The 17210-nt window shown below is 69.3% G+C and carries 1 protein-coding gene (running past one end of the window); it reads right to left on the bottom strand.

Going from position 1 to position 17210, the window contains the following annotated elements; genetic code table 11:
* A protein-coding gene (locus ACSQ4M_RS14275) for a cadherin domain-containing protein (RefSeq protein WP_436190160.1) crosses the window boundary here: on the bottom strand, nucleotides 1–17210 show its 3' portion. The gene runs 10501 nt beyond the window's last position; 17210 of the gene's 27711 nt are visible here — the last part of the coding sequence; the start codon falls outside the window, past its right edge — the gene reads right to left on this strand; the stop codon is at nucleotides 1–3.

The raw sequence follows: 17210 nt of genomic DNA on the forward strand, positions 1-17210 counted from the left end.
TCACTGCTTGTCCTCCGCCACGGTTTCCCCGTCCTCGCGCCGGGCATCTTCGGGTTCGGTCCCAATGGCATTGTCTTCCTTCGCATCGCCGAAGGGCTGCTGCGCGCGCGGGTCGCGCGGCCCGCGCTGGCGCCGGTTCAGCACGGGCAAGGGGTCCATGCTGGTCCAGGCCGGGGACATGGCCAGCAGGCTGGCGAGCAGGGCGCTGCCGCGGCTGGCCCAGAACGCCGCTCCGAGGCCGATGGCGATGCCACCGGCCAGGGCCTGGTCCAGCGTTGCGCTGGCCTGCAGCGCGTCGCCGCGGGTCTCGTCGGCGGTGTCGGCGACTACCGGGAGCGCGTCGGGCCATGGGCGACGGCCAGTCTGGGCGCTGGCATCGCCAGGCTGGCTGTGCAGCAGGTCCGGCAGCAGCAGCTCGGGCAGGCCGATCTCGCCCCAGGCGGCGTGGTAGTCGGACTGGCGCCATTGCACGCGCAGCAGCAGGTCGGCCGGCAGCGGCTGCTGCGTGGCCGGCGCCAGCAGCACAGCGGGGGCGGGCCGGGTGCCGGGCACATGGTCGGCGTGCGCCGCCTCGGCGCCACCCGCGAACTGCGGGCCGCCTTCCTCCGCGTCTGTTTCGCCGGCTGCGGGATCGCTGCCGATGCCCGGACGGACGCCCGTGGCCGGCAGGCCTGGCAAGACGGGCACCGCCACCGGCGGCGTGGATCCCGGCACGGGCGCGGCCGGCACCGGGTTGGGTTGCACGACCGGATTGCCCGTGACCGTCACCAGCACCTGGTAGTCGCCCGTGCGTTCGCCGTCGCCGACGCGGACCAGCACCTCGTAGAGGTTGTCGCCATCGGCATCGCGCGGCGCCAGGAACAGCGGCGGGACGCGGAACGACAGCCGGCCGGTGGACGCGTCGATGGCGAACAGCGCGACATCGGCGCCGCCGGCCAGCGCGTACTGCAGCGGCTGGCCGTTCGTGCCGGTTGCCTGCACCGTCGTGACCGCGGTCTGCTGCTCGGGGATGCTGACCTGCACGGTGCCGCCCGGGAACCCACCGCCGTCGACAACGTCGCGCACGCGCACCGTCAGGTCCAGCGCGGCGCTGTGCAGGCCGTCGCTGACGCCGATCACCACGGCGTAGTCGTTGTCGCCGTCGGCATCGACCGGGGCCTCGCGGTCCGGTGCCTGGACGAAGCGCAGCGCGCCGGTCTGTGGGTCGATGGTGAAGCGCGCTGCGTCGGCGCCGCCCACGATGCTGTAGCGCAGCGTCTCGGCCGGCAGGTCGGCGTCGACTGCCTGCACGCGCACGACTGCGGTGCTGTTCTCGGGCACCTCGACCACGCCGCCCGGCGTGGTGAAACGCGGTGCGTTGTCGTTGACGGGCGTCACCTGCACGGCCAGCTGCTGCTCGCTGGATTGGCGGCCGTCGCTCACGCGCACGCGCACGTCGTAGAGGTTGTCGCCGTTGGCATCGGCCGGGATCTCGAAATCGGGCGCGGTGGTGAAGCGCAGCGCCCCCGTCTGCGCGTCGATGCTGAAGCGCGCCGCGTCCGCGCCGCCGACGATGCTGTAGACCAGCGCGCTGGCCGGCGAATCGGCATCGCTGGCGGTCACCTGCAGCACGCTGGCGGTGTTCTCGGGCACGGCCACGCTGGCCGGGCTGGTGATCACCGGGGCCTGGACGTTGGTGTTGCGCACCGCCACGTTGAACGCCGTCTCGCTGCTGCTGCCGTCGGACGAGGTCGCCAGCACCTTGATCGTGAAGCCGTCGGCGTCCTGGAGCCGCGTGCCGTCGGCCACGGTCACCACGCCGGTCTGGGCATCGATGGCGAAGCGGCCGTCGGCGTCGTCGCTGAGGCTGTAGCGCACGGTGTTGTTGCTGCCGTCGGCGTCCACGGCCTGGACGGTGACGCCCACGGTGGCACCGGTGGCGGCGTTGTCGTCGACGCGGTTGGGCGCGGGATCGGTGTCCACCGACGGGCCCACGGCGAACTCGTTGACGTCGGCCAGGGCGATGGTGAAGGCCGTGTCGGTGGTGGAGCCGTCCGAACTCGTGGCGCGCACCACGATGCCGTGCGTGGTGGCGCTCTCGTAGTCGAGCAGGCTGCCGTCGGCCACGGTGACCACGCCCGTCGTGGCGTCGATGGCGAAGCGCCCGCCGGCGTCGTCGAGCAGCGCGTAGCTCACGGTGGCGCCGGCATCGGGGTCGCGCGCGAAGGCCGTGATGCCCACGGGCGTGCCGGCGGTGGCGTTCTCGGGCAGGCGGTTGGGCGCCGGGTCGGTATCGACCACGGGCGAGATCACGGCCTCGTTCACGTCGCTCAGCGCGACCGTGAAGCTGGCGCTGGAGGTCGAGCCGTCCGAGGAGGTGGCCAGCACCGTGATCTGGTGGCTGGTGGCGCTCTCGTAGTCCAGCAGGCTGCCGTCGGCCACGGTGACCACGCCGGTGGTGGCGTCGATGGCGAAACGCCCACCGGCGGTGTCGGTGAGCGCGTAGCTGACGGTGGCCGTGCCGTCCGGGTCCAGAGCTTGCACCGTGATGCCGACGACAGTGCCGTTGGCCGCGTTTTCGGCCACGGTATTGGCAGCCGCATCCACGTCGGTCACGGCACCGATGGGCGCCTCGTTCATGTCCGTGAGGTTGATCGTGAAGTTGGCGCTGGTGCTAGAACCATCCGACGAGGTGGCCACCACCGTGATCTGGTGGCTTGTCGCCGCCTCGTAGTTCAGCAGCGAGCCGTCGGCCACGGTCACCACACCCGTGCTGGCATCGATGGCGAAGCGCCCACCGGCGGTGTCGGTGAGCGCGTAGCTGACCGTGGCCGTGCCGTCCGGGTCGGTGGCGCTGGCCGTGATGCCGACGACAGTGCCATTGGCCGCGTTCTCGGCCACGCTGTTGGCGGCCCCATCCACGTCGGTCACGGCTCCCACCGGCGCTTCGTTCAGGTCCGTCAGGTTGATCGTGAAGTTGGCGCTGGTGCTAGAACCATCCGACGAGGTGGCCACCACCGTGATCTGGTGGCTTGTCGCCGCCTCGTAGTTCAGCAGCGAGCCGTCGGCCACGGTCACCACACCCGTGTTGGCATCGATGCTGAAGCGGCCACCGGCGGTGTCGGTCAGGCTGTAGCTCACCGTGTCCGGCGTGTCCGGATCGTCCGCGAAAGCCGTCACACCCACGACCGTGCCGTTGGCCGCGTTCTCGGCCACCTGGTTGGCGGCGGCATCGACGTCGGTCACCGCGCCCACGGGGGCTTCGTTGACGTTGGTCACCGTCACGCTCAGGGCCTGGTCGTCCGAGAGCACGCCGTCCGTGGCCCGCACGATAACCTCGTAGACGTTGTCGCCATTGGCGTCCAGCGGGTTCTCGTGGTCCGGCGCGCCGATGAAGCGGAGCACGCCGGTCGTGCCGTCGATGCTGAACAAGACTGCGTCCGCGCCGCCCGCGATGGCATAGGTGGGCGTGGTGCCGTCGGGGTCGGTGGCCGTTACGGTGGTCACTGCCGTGCCGTTCTCGACCACCGACACGCTGGCCGTGGCGCCGCCACCATTGCTGGTGATCACCGGCGCGTCGTTCACGGCCGTGACGGCGATGTCGCGCGTGGCGGCCGCGCTGTTGGCCGTGCCGTCGTTGACCACGAAGGAGACCGTGCGCGTGGCCGTGCTGGGGTTGTCGCTGCTGTTGACGTAGGTGATGCTGCGCAGCGCGGCCTGGTAGTTGGCCACGGTGGCGCTGCCGCTCAAGGTCAGCACGCCGGTCGCCGCGTTCCAGCTGCCGGTGATGCCGTTCTGGTCCGCGAAGGCCAGCACGTCCTGTCCGTTGGCGTAGTTGGCGCTGAACGTGACCGTGGCACCGCTCAGGTGGGTGTTGTCCGCATCGCTGACCGCCACGCCTGGGTCCACCGCCGTCGCGGACGCGTTCTCGGTGTAGCCCAGGGAAGTGCCTGTGGTGGTGACCACCGGTGCGTCGTTGACGGCCGTGACGGCGATGTCGCGCGTGTCGGCCGTGCTGTTGGCCGTGCCGTCGCTGACCACGAAGGACACGGTGCGCGTGGCTGTGCTGGGGTTGTCGCTGGTGTTGAGGTAGGTGACGCTGCGCAGCGCCGCCTGGTAGTTGGCCACCGTCGCACTGCCTGTGAGCGTCAGCACGCCGGTGGCGGCGTTCCAGATGCCCGTGATGCCGTTCGCGTTGACGAAGGCCAGCACGTCTTCGCCGTTGACATAGTTGGCGCTGATGCTGACCGTGGCGCCCGTGAGGTTCGTGTTGTCCGCGTCGCTGACCGTCACGCCCGGGTCCACCGCCGTGGCGGCCGCGTTCTCGGTGTAGACCAGCGCACTGCCCGTGGTCGTCACCACGGGCGCGTCGTTCACGGCCGTCACCGTGATGTCGCGCGTGGCGGCCGTGCTGGTGGCCGTGCCATCGGTGGCGCTGAAGGACACGGTGCGCGTGGCCGTGCTCGGGTTGTCGCTGGTGTTGACGTAAGTCACGCTGCGCAGCGCGGCCTGGTAGTCGGCCACCGTGGCGCTGCCCGTGAGCGTCAGCACACCGGTTGCGGCATTCCAGCTGCCCGTGATGCCATTGGCGTTCACGAAGGCCAGCACGTCCTCGCCGTTGACGTAGTTCGCGCTGATGGACACCGTGGCGCCCGTCAGGTTGGCGTTGTCCGCGTCGCTGACGGTCAGGCCGGGGTCCACCACTGTGGCCGCGGCGTTCTCGGTGTAGGCCAACGTGGTGCCCGTGGTCGTGACCACCGGCGCGTCGTTCACTGCCGTCACGGAGACGTTGCGCGTGGCAGCCGTGCTGTTGGCCGCGCCGTCGTTGACCACGAAGGACACGGTGCGCGTGGCCGAGCTCGGGTTATCGCTGGTGTTGACGTAGGTGATGCTGCGCAGCGCGGCTTGGTAGTTGGCCACTGTGGCACTGCCCGACAAGGTCAGCACACCGGTCGCGGCATTCCAGCTGCCCGTGATGCCGTTGGCGTCCACAAACGCCAGCACGTCCTCGCCATTCACGTAGTTGGCGCTGATGGCGACCGTGGCACCCGTCAGGTTGGTGCTGTCGGCGTCGCTGACGGTCAGGCCCGGGTCGATGGCGGTGGCTGTCGCGTTCTCGGTGTAGGCGAGCATCGTGCCTGTCGTGGTCACCACCGGTGCATCGTTCACGGCAGTGACCGAGATGTCGCGCGTGGCGGCCGTGCTGTTGGCCGTGCCGTCGTTGGCCGTGAAGGACACGGTGCGCGTGGCTGTGCTGGGGTTGTCGCTGGTGTTGACGTAGGTGATGCTGCGCAGCGCGGCCTGGTAGTTTGCCACCGTGGCACTGCCACTCAGCGTCAGAACGCCAGTGGCCGCGTTCCAGCTGCCGGTGATGCCATTGGCGTTGACGAAGGCCAGTACGTCTTCGCCGTTGACGTAGTTGGCGCTGATGCTCACCGTGGCGCCTGTCAGGTTGGCGTTGTCCAGATCGCTGACGGTCAGGCCCGGGTCGATGGCGGTGGCCGCGGCGTTCTCGGTGTAGGCGAGTGGGGTGCCTGTCGTGGTCACCACCGGCGCATCGTTGAGCGCCGTGACCGAGATGTCGCGCGTGGCAGCCGTGCTGTTGGCCGTGCCGTCGTTGGCCACGAAGGACACGGTGCGCGTGGCCGAGCTCGGGTTGTCGCTGGTGTTGACGTAGGTCACGCTGCGCAGCGCGGCCTGGTAGTCGGCCACGGTGGCACTGCCCGACAAGGTCAGCACACCGGTGGCGGCGTTCCAGCTTCCAGTGATGCCGTTCGCGTTCACGAAGGCCAGCACGTCCTCGCCGTTGACGTAGTTGGCGCTGATGGCGACCGTGGCGCCCGTCAGGTTGGCGCTGTCGGCGTCGCTGACGGTCAGGCCCGGGTCGATGGCGGTGGCCGCGGCGTTCTCGGTGTAGGCGAGCGTGGTGCCTGTCGTGGTGACCACCGGAGCGTCGTTCACGGCAGTGACCGAGATGTCGCGCGTGGCGGCCGTGCTGTTGGCCGTGCCGTCGTTTGCCACAAAGGACACGGTGCGCGTTGCCGTGCTCGGGCTGTCGCTGGTGTTGACGTAAGTGACGCTGCGCAGCGCGGCCTGGTAGTTCGCCATGGTGGCGCTGCCCGAGAGCGTCAACACACCGGTTGCGGCGTTCCAGCTGCCCGTGATGCCGTTCGCGTTCACGAAGGCCAGCACGTCCTCGCCGTTGACGTAGTTGGCGCTGATGGCGATCGTGGCGCCCGTCAGGTTGGCGCTGTCGGCGTCGCTGACGGTCAGGCCGGTGTCGATGGCCGTGGCTGCCGCGTTCTCGGTGTAGGCGAGCGTGGTGCCTGTCGTGGTGACCACCGGAGCGTCGTTCACGGCAGTGACCGAGATGTCGCGCGTGGCGGCCGTGCTGTTGGCCGTGCCGTCGTTTGCCACAAAGGACACGGTGCGCGTTGCCGTGCTCGGGCTGTCGCTGGTGTTGACGTAAGTGACGCTGCGCAGCGCGGCCTGGTAGTTCGCCACGGTGGCGCTGCCCGAGAGCGTCAACACACCGGTTGCGGCGTTCCAGCTGCCCGTGATGCCGTTGGCATCCACGAACGCCAGCACGTCTTCGCCGTTGACGTAGTTGGCGCTGATGCTGACCGTGGCGCCCGTCAGGTTGGCACTGTCGACGTCGCTGACGGTCAGGCCCGGGTCGATGGCGGTGGCTGCCGCGTTCTCGGTGTAGGCGAGCGGGGTGCCCGTGGTCGTCACCACGGGCGCATCGTTCACTGCGGTCACCGAGATGTCGCGCGTGGCGGCCGTGCTGGTGGCCGTGCCGTCGTTGACCACGAAGGACACGGTGCGCGTGGCTGTGCTGGGGTTGTCGCTGGTGTTGAGGTAGGTGACGCTGCGCAGGGCGGCCTGGTAGTTGGCCACCGACGAACTGCCTGAAAGCGTCAACGTTCCGGTGGCGGCGTTCCAGATGCCCGTGATGCCGTTGGCGTTCACGAAGGCCAGCACGTCCTCGCCGTTGACGTAGTTCGCGCTGATGGACACCGTGGCGCCCGTGAGGTTCGTGCTGTCCGCGTCGCTGACCGTCACGCCAGGGTCCACCGCCGTGGCTGCAGCGTTCTCGGTGTAGTTCAGCGTGCTGCCGGTGGTCGTGACCACGGGCGCATCGTTCACGGCCGTCACCGTGATGTCGCGCGTGGCGGCCGTGCTGTTGGCCGCGCCGTCGTTGACCACGAAGGACACGGTGCGCGTGGCCGAGCTCGGGTTGTCGCTGGTGTTGACGTAGGTCACGCTGCGCAGCGCGGCCTGGTAGTCGGCCACGGTGGCACTGCCCGACAAGGTCAGCACACCGGTGGCGGCGTTCCAGCTGCCCGTGATGCCGTTGGCGTCCACAAACGCCAGCACGTCTTCGCCGTTGACGTAGTTGGCGCTGATGGCGACCGTGGCACCCGTCAGGTTGGTGCTGTCCGCGTCGCTGGCGGTCAGGCCAGGGTCCACCGCCGTGGCTGCAGCGTTCTCGGTGTACGCGAGCGTGGTACCTGTCGTGGTCACCACCGGCGCGTCGTTCACGGCGGTGACCGAGATGTCGCGCGTGGCCACGGTGCTGGTGGCCGTGCCATCGGTGGCGCTGAAGGACACCGTGCGCGTGGCCGTGCTCGGGTTGTCGCTGGTGTTGGCGTAGGTGATGCTGCGCAGTGCCGCCTGGTAGCTGGCCACCGTGGCGCTGCCGCTCAAGGTCAGCACGCCGGTGGCCGCATTCCAGCTGCCCGTGATGCCGTTGGCGTTCACGAAGGCCAGCACATCTTCGCCGTTGACGTAGTTGGCGCTGATGCTCACCGTGGCGCCCGTCAGGTTCGCGTTGTCGGTGTCGGCGACGGTCAGGCCGGCGTCCACGGGCGTCGCTGCCGCGTTCTCGGTGTAAGCCAGCGGGCTGCCCGTGGTCGTGACCACTGGCGCATCGTTCACGGCCGTGACCGCGATGTCGCGCGTGGCATCCGTACTGTTGGCCGTGCCGTCGTTGACCGTGAACGACACAGTGCGCGTGGCCGTGCTCGGGTTGTCGCTGGTATTGACGTAGGTGATGCTGCGCAGCGCCGCCTCGTAGCTGGCCACCGTGGCGCTGCCCGAGAGCGTCAGCACGCCCGTGGCCGCGTTCCAGCTGCCCGTGATGCCGTTGGCGTTCGTGAACGCCAGCACATCCTCGCCATTCACGTAGTTGGCGCTGATGCTCACCGTGGCGCCAGACAGGTTCGCGTTATCGGCGTCGGTGACTGCAAGGCCAGTGTCCACGGGCGTGGCGGCCGCGTTCTCGGTGTAGGCCAGCGGGCTGCCCGTGGTCGTGACCACCGGCGCGTCGTTCACCGCCGTGACCGCGATATCGCGCGCGGCAGCGGTGCTGTTGGCAGCGCCGTCGTTGATCGTGAAAGACACGGTGCGCGTGGCCGTGCTCGGGTTGTCGCTGGTGTTGACGTAGGTGATGCTGCGCAGCGCCGCCTGGTACTGCGCTACGGTGGCCGTGCCCGACAGCGTGAGCACGCCGGTCGCGGCATTCCAGTTGCCCGTGATGCCGCCCGCGTTCACGAAGGCCAGCACGTCCTGACCGTTCGCGTAGTTGGCACCGATCGTGATCGTGGCGCCCGTCAGGTTGGCGTTGTCGGCGTCGCTCACCGTGAGGCCGGTATCGACAGCCGTGGCTGCAGCGTTCTCGGTGTAGGCCAGCGTGGTGCCTGTCGTGGTCACCACCGGTGCGTCGTTCACGGCCGTGACCGAAATGTCGCGGGTGGCAGCCGTGCTGTTGGCTGTGCCGTCGTTGACCACGAAGGACACGGTGCGCGTGGTCGTGGCGGGGTTGTCGCTGGTGTTGGCATAGGTCACGCTGCGCAGCGCGGCCTGGTACTGGGCCACGGTGGCCGTGCCCGAAAGCGTCAGCACGCCGGTTGCCGCGTTCCAGCTGCCTGTAATGCCGCCTGCGTTCACGAAGGCCAGCACGTCCTCGCCGTTGGCGTAGTTGGCGCTGATCGTGACCGTGGCGCCCGTCAGGTTGGTGTTGTCGGTGTCGGCGACGGTCAGGCCGGCGTCCACGGGCGTGGCCGTCGCGTTCTCGGTGATGGCCAGCGCCGTGCCCGTGGTCGTCACCACCGGTGCGTCATTCACCGCGCTCAGGCCGATGTCGCGCGTGGCGGCGGCGCTGTCGGCCACGCCGTCGTTCACGGTGAACGTCACCGTGCGCGTGGCCGTGCTTGGGTTGTCGCTGGTGTTGACGTAGGTCACGCTGCGCAGCGCGGCCTGGTACTGGGCCACGGTGGCCGTGCCCGACAGCGTCAGCACGCCGGTGGCGGCGTTCCAGCTGCCGGTGATGCCGTTCTGGTCCACGAAGGCCAGCACGTCCTGGCCGTTGGCGTAGTTGGCCGTGAAGCGCACCACGGCGCCGCTCAGGTTGGCGCTGTCTCCGTCCGCCACGGTCAGGCCACTGTCCACGGGCGTCGCTGCCGCGTTCTCGGTGTAGGGCAGGGGAGTGCCGGTCGTGGTCACCACGGGCGCGTCGTTCACCGCCGTCACGTCGACCGTCATGCTGCGCGGCGTGGGGTCCAGGTCCGCGCCGCCGTTGGCCGTGCCGCCGCTGTCCTGCACCTGGAAGCTGAAGCTGGCGTAGCCCGCGCCATTGGCGTCGGCCGCAGGCGTGAAGCGCAGGTTGCCCGCCGTGATGTCGGCCACGGCGACGGTCTGCCCGGCCGCCACGGCCACCCCGCCCAGCGTGAGGCTGCCGGCGCCCGGCACGGTGGTGATGCGCACCGCCTGCAGGCTGTGGCCGTCCACGTCGGCGAAGCCGAAGTCGGCCACGGTGAAGGTGTAGGCCGTGTCCTCGTCGGTCGTCACCGTGTTCGGGGTGCCGCTGGGGGCATCGTTCACCGATGTGACCGCGATGTCGCGCGTGACGGCCGTGCTGCTGGCCGTGCCATCGTCGACCACGAAGGACACGGTGCGCGTGGCCGTGCTGGGGTTCTCGCTGGTGTTGACGTAGGTCACGCTACGCAGCGCGGCCTGGTACTGGGCCACGGTGGCCGTGCCGGACAGGGTCAGCACGCCGGTTGCGGCGTTCCAGCTGCCCGTGATGCCGTTGGCATCCACGAACGCCAGCACGTCTTCGCCGTTGACGTAGTTGGCGCTGATGCTGACCGTGGCGCCCGTCAGGTTGGCACTGTCGACGTCGCTGACGGTCAGGCCCGGGTCGATGGCGGTGGCTGCCGCGTTCTCGGTGTAGGCGAGCGGGGTGCCCGTGGTCGTCACCACGGGCGCATCGTTCACGGCCGTGACCGAAATGTTGCGCGTGGCGGCCGTGCTGTTGGCCGTGCCGTCGCCGACCACGAAGGACACCGTGCGCGTGGCCGTGCTCGGGTTGTCGCTGGTGTTGAGGTAGGTGATGCTGCGCAGCGCGGCCTGGTAGTTGGCCACCGTGGCGCTGCCCGAGAGCGCCAGCACGCCGGTGGCGGCGTTCCAGTTGCCCGTGATGCCGTTGGCATTCACGAAGCCCAGCACGTCCTGGCCATTCACGTAGTTGCCGCTGATCGTGACCGTGGCACCTGTCAGGTTGGCGTTGTCGGCGTCGGCGATCGCCACGCCGGGGTCCACCGCCGTGGCCGCCGCATTCTCGGTATAGGCCAGCGTGCTGCCCGTGGTCGTCACCACGGGCGCATCGTTCACGGCCGTCACTGCGATGTCGCGCGTGGCGGCCGTGCTGTTGGCCGTGCCGTCGTTGACCACGAAGGACACGGTACGCGTTGCGGTGCTCGGGTTGTCGCTGGTGTTGAGGTAGGTGATGCTGCGCAGCGCGGCCTGGTAGTTGGCCACCGTGGCGCCGCCCGAAAGCGTCAGCACGCCGGTGGCAGCGTTCCAACTGCCCGTGATGCCATTGGCGTTCACAAAAGCCAGCACATCCTGGCCATTCACGTAGTTCGCGCTGATGGACACCGTGGCGCCGGTCAGGTTCGTGTTGTCCGCGTCGCTGACCGCCACGCCAGGATCCACCGCCGTGGCCGCCGCATTCTCGGTATAGGCCAGCGTGCTGCCCGTGGTCGTCACCACGGGCGCATCGTTCACGGCCGTCACCGCGATGTTGCGCGTGGCCACCGTGCTGGTGGCCGCGCCATCGGTGGCCGTGAAGGACACCGTGCGCGTGGCCGTGCTGGGGTTGTCGCTGGTGTTGACGTAGGTGATGCTGCGCAGCGCCAGTTGGTAATTGGCCACCGTGGCACTGCCGCTCAAGGTCAGCACGCCGGTCGCCGCATTCCAGCTGCCCGTGATGCCGTTGGCGTTCACGAAGGCCAGCACGTCCTGGCCGTTCACGTAGTTCGCGCTCATGGACACTGTGGCACCGGTCAGGTTCGCGTTGTCCGCGTCGCTGACCGCCACGCCGGGGTCCACCGCCGTGGCCGCTGCGTTCTCGGTATAGGCCAGCGCCGTGCCCGTGGTCGTGACCACCGGCGCGTCGTTCACCGCCGTCACGGAGACGTTGCGCGTGGCAGCCGTGCTGTTGGCCGCGCCGTCGTTGACCGCGAAGGACACGGTGCGTGTGGCCGTGCTGGGGTTGTCGCTGGTGTTGGCGTAGGTGATGCTGCGCAGCGCCGTCTGGTAGTTCGCCAGCGTCGTCGTGCCCGTCAGGGTCAGCACCCCTGTCGCGGCATTCCAGCTGCCCGTGATCCCGAGCTGGTTGGTGAAGGCCAACACGTCCTGCCCGTTCACGTAGTTGGCGCTGACCGTGACGGTTGCTCCGGTCAAGTTCGCGTTGTCCAGGTCGCTGACGGTCAGGCCCGGATCGATGGCCGTGGCCGCCGCGTTCTCGGTGTAGGCCAGTGTGGTGCCCGTGGTCGTCACCACTGGCGCGTCGTTCACGGCCGTGATGGTGACCGTGGTGCTGCCCGTGCCGGCCAGCGCGCCGCCCCCGCCCTGCGGGCCCGCATTGCCGTCGCTGAACGACCAGGCCAGCGCGACCGAGGCCGGCGGCGCATCGCTGCTGTTGGCGTAACCGATGGCGCGCAGCACGTTGTTGACCAGCGTCTGCGTGGCGTTGGCGTTGAAGGTCAGCACCAGGGTGCCGCCGCTGTTGGTGGTGACGGTGCCCACCGTGGTGCCGCCGTAGACCAGGCTGGCGCCCTGCGTCAGCGCCGCGAGCGAGCCGCCCGTGGCCGCGAACAGGTCCTGCGCGTTGGCGCCGCCGTTGCGCGCCAGCGTGAGCGTGGCGCCGGCGTAGTTGCCGGCGGCGGCCAGTTCGGTGTCTACGGCCGTGGCGGCGGGCGCCAATGCCACGGCGGCGGCGTTCTCGGTGTAGGCGGCGTTGGCCGCCACGGTCAGCACCGGCGCCGTGTTGGCCGCCTGCACGTTGGCCGAGAACTCCGAGGTCGAGCCGTAGCTGCTGGCGCCGGTCTTCTCGGTGGCCGTGGCGCTGATCCAGGCGCCATGGCTCAGGCCGGCCGCGGCCAGCGTGGCATTGATGCTGGCGTTGCCGCTGCCGTCGGTCGTCACCTCCACGAAACCCAGGAACACATTGCCCTCGCCGTTGCCCGAGGCGTCCGTGCTGCCGTAGGGGATGCCGAAGAACTCGATGCGGTAGGTCTTGTTGGCCTCGCTGTTCAGGCTGCCGGTCACCGTGAACTGGTTGCTCGCCAGGCTGACCGACGCCAGCACGGGAAAGTTCTGCAGGTTGTTCGGGCCCGTGTCGGTGTCACCCACGTCGTTGGGCGTGACCGCGTTGTCTTCCAGCCGGATGCCCGGCCCGCCGTTGGAATGGATGGTGTTCCCCAGGATCGCATTGCCGGTGGTGCCGGACTGCGTGACCCACACGCCCGCCAGCCCGCTGCCCGCGATCAGGTTGCCCTCGCCTGCGGCCGTACCGCCCACCATGTTGTTCTGCGCGCCATCGGCGATGATCACGCTCTCGCCACCCAGGCCCAGCGGGGTGCCGCTGGCGTTGGTGCCCAGGTAGTTGCCGACCACGCGGTTGCCGGTGGCCTGTGCGCCCAGGAGGTAGATGCCGGCGCCCGACGTGCGCAGGCCCGAAATCACGTTGCGGTCGGCCGCCGTGGTGCCGCCGATGGTGTTGTTGGCGCTTTCCACCACCACGCCCCAGTTGCCCTGGGCGCTGGCGGCGGCGGTGTAGCTGCCGTCGGTCTGGATCGCGCCGATGTAGTTGCCCACGATCGTGTTGCCGCCCGAATCCTCCCGCAGGAAGATGGCCAGGTCGATGCCCTGGAAGGACAGCCCGCGCACCGTGCTGCCGCTGCTGCCCGCGCTGAACTCCAGACCTACCTGGCCGTCGGAGACACCTGTGCCCTGCAGCACGATGGCAGGCCGGTTGCCGTTGCCCGTGAAGCTGGCCGTGTCGGTGGTGCCGTCGATGACCACCGCGCGGCCGATGACCGGCAGCGCCGAGCCCAGCGTGATGGTGTGCACGCCGCTGCCCGCGATGTTGAAGTTCACCAGCGCAGGCAGGCTGCCGGCCGGCGTGTTGTTGATCGCGAGAAGGGCTTCGCGCAGGCTGATGAAGCCATCCGCGCCCTTGTCGGCCAGCAGCGTGGAGATGCTGGTCGTGTCGCCGTTGACCGTGTCGTCCGCCGTGTCCACCACCAGCACCGCCTGCGTGGTCGAGATCGCCACCACGCTCTTGGCGAACTCCGAGGTGTCGCTGAAGCTGCCGTAGCCCGCCACGGACCTGGTCGCCGTGGCCGAGATGAAGGCACCCGCCGCCACCGTCACGCCCAGCGTGGTCGAGAAGCTCGCGTTGCCGCTGCCGTTGGTCAACACGTTGACGAAGCCCAGGTAGGTCTGGCCTTCGCCATAGCCGGAGCTGTTGTTGGCGGTGTTGGCGAACAGCTCGATGCGCAGGTAGGTGTTGGCCGTGCTGTTGATGGTGCCGCTGACCGTGAAGCTGCCCGCGCCATCGGTGCGCGCCAGCGTCAGCACGGGGAAGTTCTGCAGGTTGTTGGCACCGGTGTCGCCATCGCCCGTGTCGTTGGCCGTGACGCCATCCAATCCAATGTCGATGCCCAAGCCGGTGTTGCCGTAGACCTTGTTGCCCAGCAGGGCGTTGCCCGCGCCCGCCGCGGGGAGCAGCACGATGCCGCCCTCGGCGGCGCTGAAGGCCACCACATTGCCCTGCAGCAGCGTGCCCGCCGTGCCGTTGTCGAGGTGGATGCCGCCGTAGGCCGTCGTGCCCCAGTTGGCCGTGCCGGCCGCGTCCGTGCCGATGCGGTTGCCTTGCACGGTGGTGCCTGTCGCAGCGTTCAGGAACACGGCGCCGCTGGTGCGGGCGATCCAGTTGCCCTCGCCGGCACCCAGGCCACCGATCAGGGTGTTGCTGGCGCCGGCCATCACCGCGATGCCATCCCCGGGGCTGGCCACGGCCGACAGCCCATCGGGCATCACGCCGATGTAATTGCCCTGCACCACCGTGCCGACCGTGCCGGTGACGAAGATGGCAGCGGCAGTGGCCCCTGCGAGCACGTTGCGGTCGGCCGCGCTGCTGCCGCCGATGCGGTTGCCGCTGCCCCGGTCCACATAGATGCCGTTGGCCACGGTCGTTCCCAGCAGCTGCCCCCCGGCGCCCACGGTGCCGATGTAGTTGCCGGCGACGAGGTTGTTGTTGGAGCCGACTTCCAGATAGATGCCGCTGTAGTCGAAGTTCGTGATCGCCAGACCGCGGATGGTGCTGCCGCTGGCGCCGGCCTGCAGCACCAGGCCGCTTTCGTTCTTGCTGGGATCGGCATTGCCGACGATCTGGATGGCCGGGGCGCTGCCATTGGCGGCAAAGCTGTCGTCGGTCGTGGCGTCGATGACCACCGGCCGCGCGATGTGCGGCAGGTCTTGCGCCAGCACAATGGTGTGCAGCCCGGTGCCGGCGATGGCGAAGTTCACCAGCGTGGGCAGGCCGTTGGCCACCGTGTTGTTGATGGCCTCGATGGCTTCGCGCAGGCTGATGAAACCGTCGGCCCCCTTGGTAGCCAGCAGTGTGGAAATGCTGGTGGTGTCGCCGTCCACGGTGTCGTCTGCCGTGGTCACGACCAGCACGTTCTGCTGCGTGGTGTGGATGGCCACCACGCTGCGCGCGAACTCCGAGGTGTCGCTGAAGCTGCCATAGCCCGCCACCGATTTCGTCGCCGTGGCCGAGATGAAGGCGCCCGCGGCCACGGTGGCCGACAGCGTGGCCGAGAAGCTCGCGTTGCCGCTGCCGTCGGTCAGCACATTGACGAAGCCCAGGTAGGTCTGGCCCTCGCCGTAGCCGGTGCTGTCGTTGGCCGTGCTGGCGAACAGCTCGATGCGCAGGTAGGTGTTGGCCGTGCTGTTGATCGTGCCGCTGATCTCGAAGCTGCCGCTGCCGTTGGTGCGCGCCAGCGTCAGCACGGGGAAGTTCTGCAGGTTGTTGGCGCCGGTGTCGCCGTCGCCCGTGTCGTTGGCCGTCACGCCCGCCGCGCCCAGGTCGATGCCCAGGCCACCATTCGAATAGATGCTGTTGGAGAGAACGGCATTGCCGGTGCCGGCATCTGTGTGGACCGCCACGCCGGACAAGCCGCTGCCGGCAATCAGGTTGCCTTCGCCAGGTGCGGTGCCACCGACCTGGTTGTTCGTTGCGCCGATGCGGATGTACACCCCCTCGCCGCCCAGGCCCAGCGGCGTGCCGCTGGCATTGGTGCCCAGGTAGTTGCCGACGATGCGGTTGCCCGTAGCCGTTGCGAGCTGCAGGTTCACGTTGGCGCCCGAGGTTCGCGCGCCCGCGATCACGTTGCGGTCGGCAGCCGTCGTGCCGCCGATGGTGTTGTTGGCGCTTTCCACGAGCACACCCCAGGTCGTCTGGGCATTGGTGGCGCTGGTGTAGCTGCCGTCGGCCTGCAACGGGCCGATGTAGTTGCCAGCGATGGTGTTGCCGTCGGAGCCCGCCCGCAGGTAGATGCCGGCCTCGAAACCCTGGATCACGAGGCCGCGCACTGTGCTGCCACCACTGCCGCTCCGCAAGTCCAGGCCGGTCCAGCCATTGGTGTAGCCGCCACCCTGCAGCACGATGGCCGGGCGGTTGCCGTTGGCCGCGAAGCTGTCGTCCGAGCTGGCGTTGATGACCACCGGCTTGGTGATGGCCGGCAGCGCCGAACCCAGCGTGATGGTGTGCACGCCGGTACCGCTGATGCCGAAGTTCACCAGCGTGGGCAGGCTGCCGGCCGGCGTGTTGTTGATGGCGATGAGCGCTTCGCGCAGGCTGATGAAGCCATCCGCGCCCTTGGTGGCCAGCAGCGTGGACAGGCTGGTGGTGTCGCCGTCCACGGTGTCGGCCGCCGTGGTCACGACCAGCACGTTCTGCTGCGTGGTGTGGATGGCCACCACGCTGCGCGCGAACTCCGAGGTGTCGCTGAAGCTGCCATAGCCCGCCACCGATTTCGTCGCCGTGGCCGAGATGAAGGCGCCCGCCGCCACGGTGGCCGACAGCGTGGTCGAGAAGCTCGCGTTGCCGCTGCCGTCGGTCAGCACATTGACGAAGCCCAGGTAGGTCTGGCCCTCGCCGTAGCCGGTGCTGTCGTTGGCCGTGCTGGCGAACAGCTCGATGCGCAGGTAGGTGTTGGCCGTGCTGTTGATCGTGCCCGTGATCTCGAAGCTGCCGGCACCGTTGGTGCGCGCCAGCGTCAGCACGGGGAAGTTCTGCAGGTTGTTGGCACCCGTGTCGCCGTCTCCGGTGTCGTTGGCCGTCACGCCCGTCGCGCCCAGGTCAATGCCCAGGCCACCGTTGCCGTAGATGCTGTTGCCCAGCACTGCGTTGCCCACGCCCGCCGTCGCGTCCGCGAACACGCCCCTGCTGCTCTGGTCCGCGATGAGGTTGCCCTCACCGGCCGCCGTGCCGCCGATCTGGTTGTCGTGCGCACCGTTGGAGAACCAGACGCCGTAGAAGCCGCCGCTGCCGCCGGCCACGCCGGCGGCGCCGGTGCCCAGGTAGTTGCCGATGACGCGGTTGCCGGTGGCCGTGTTCGCATCCAGCACGATGTTGGCGCTGGTGTTGCCGCTGACCACGTTGCGGTCGGCCGCCAGCGTGCTGCCGATGGTGTTGCCGCTGCTGCGCACGACGATGCCGTAGGCGTTGCCGCCGCTGCCCAGGCTGCCGTCCGCTGCCAGCGCGCCGATGTAGTTGCCGAGCAGGGTGTTGCCGCTGGAGCCTGCGTTGATCGTGATGCCGGTGTTGAAGTTCTGGATCGCCAGGCCGCGGAGGGTGCTGCCGCCGCTGC

Origin of the sequence: Pseudorhodoferax sp. LjRoot39 (assembly GCF_964253035.1) — a bacterium.
Taxonomy (GTDB): Bacteria; Pseudomonadota; Gammaproteobacteria; order Burkholderiales; family Burkholderiaceae_C; genus Pseudorhodoferax.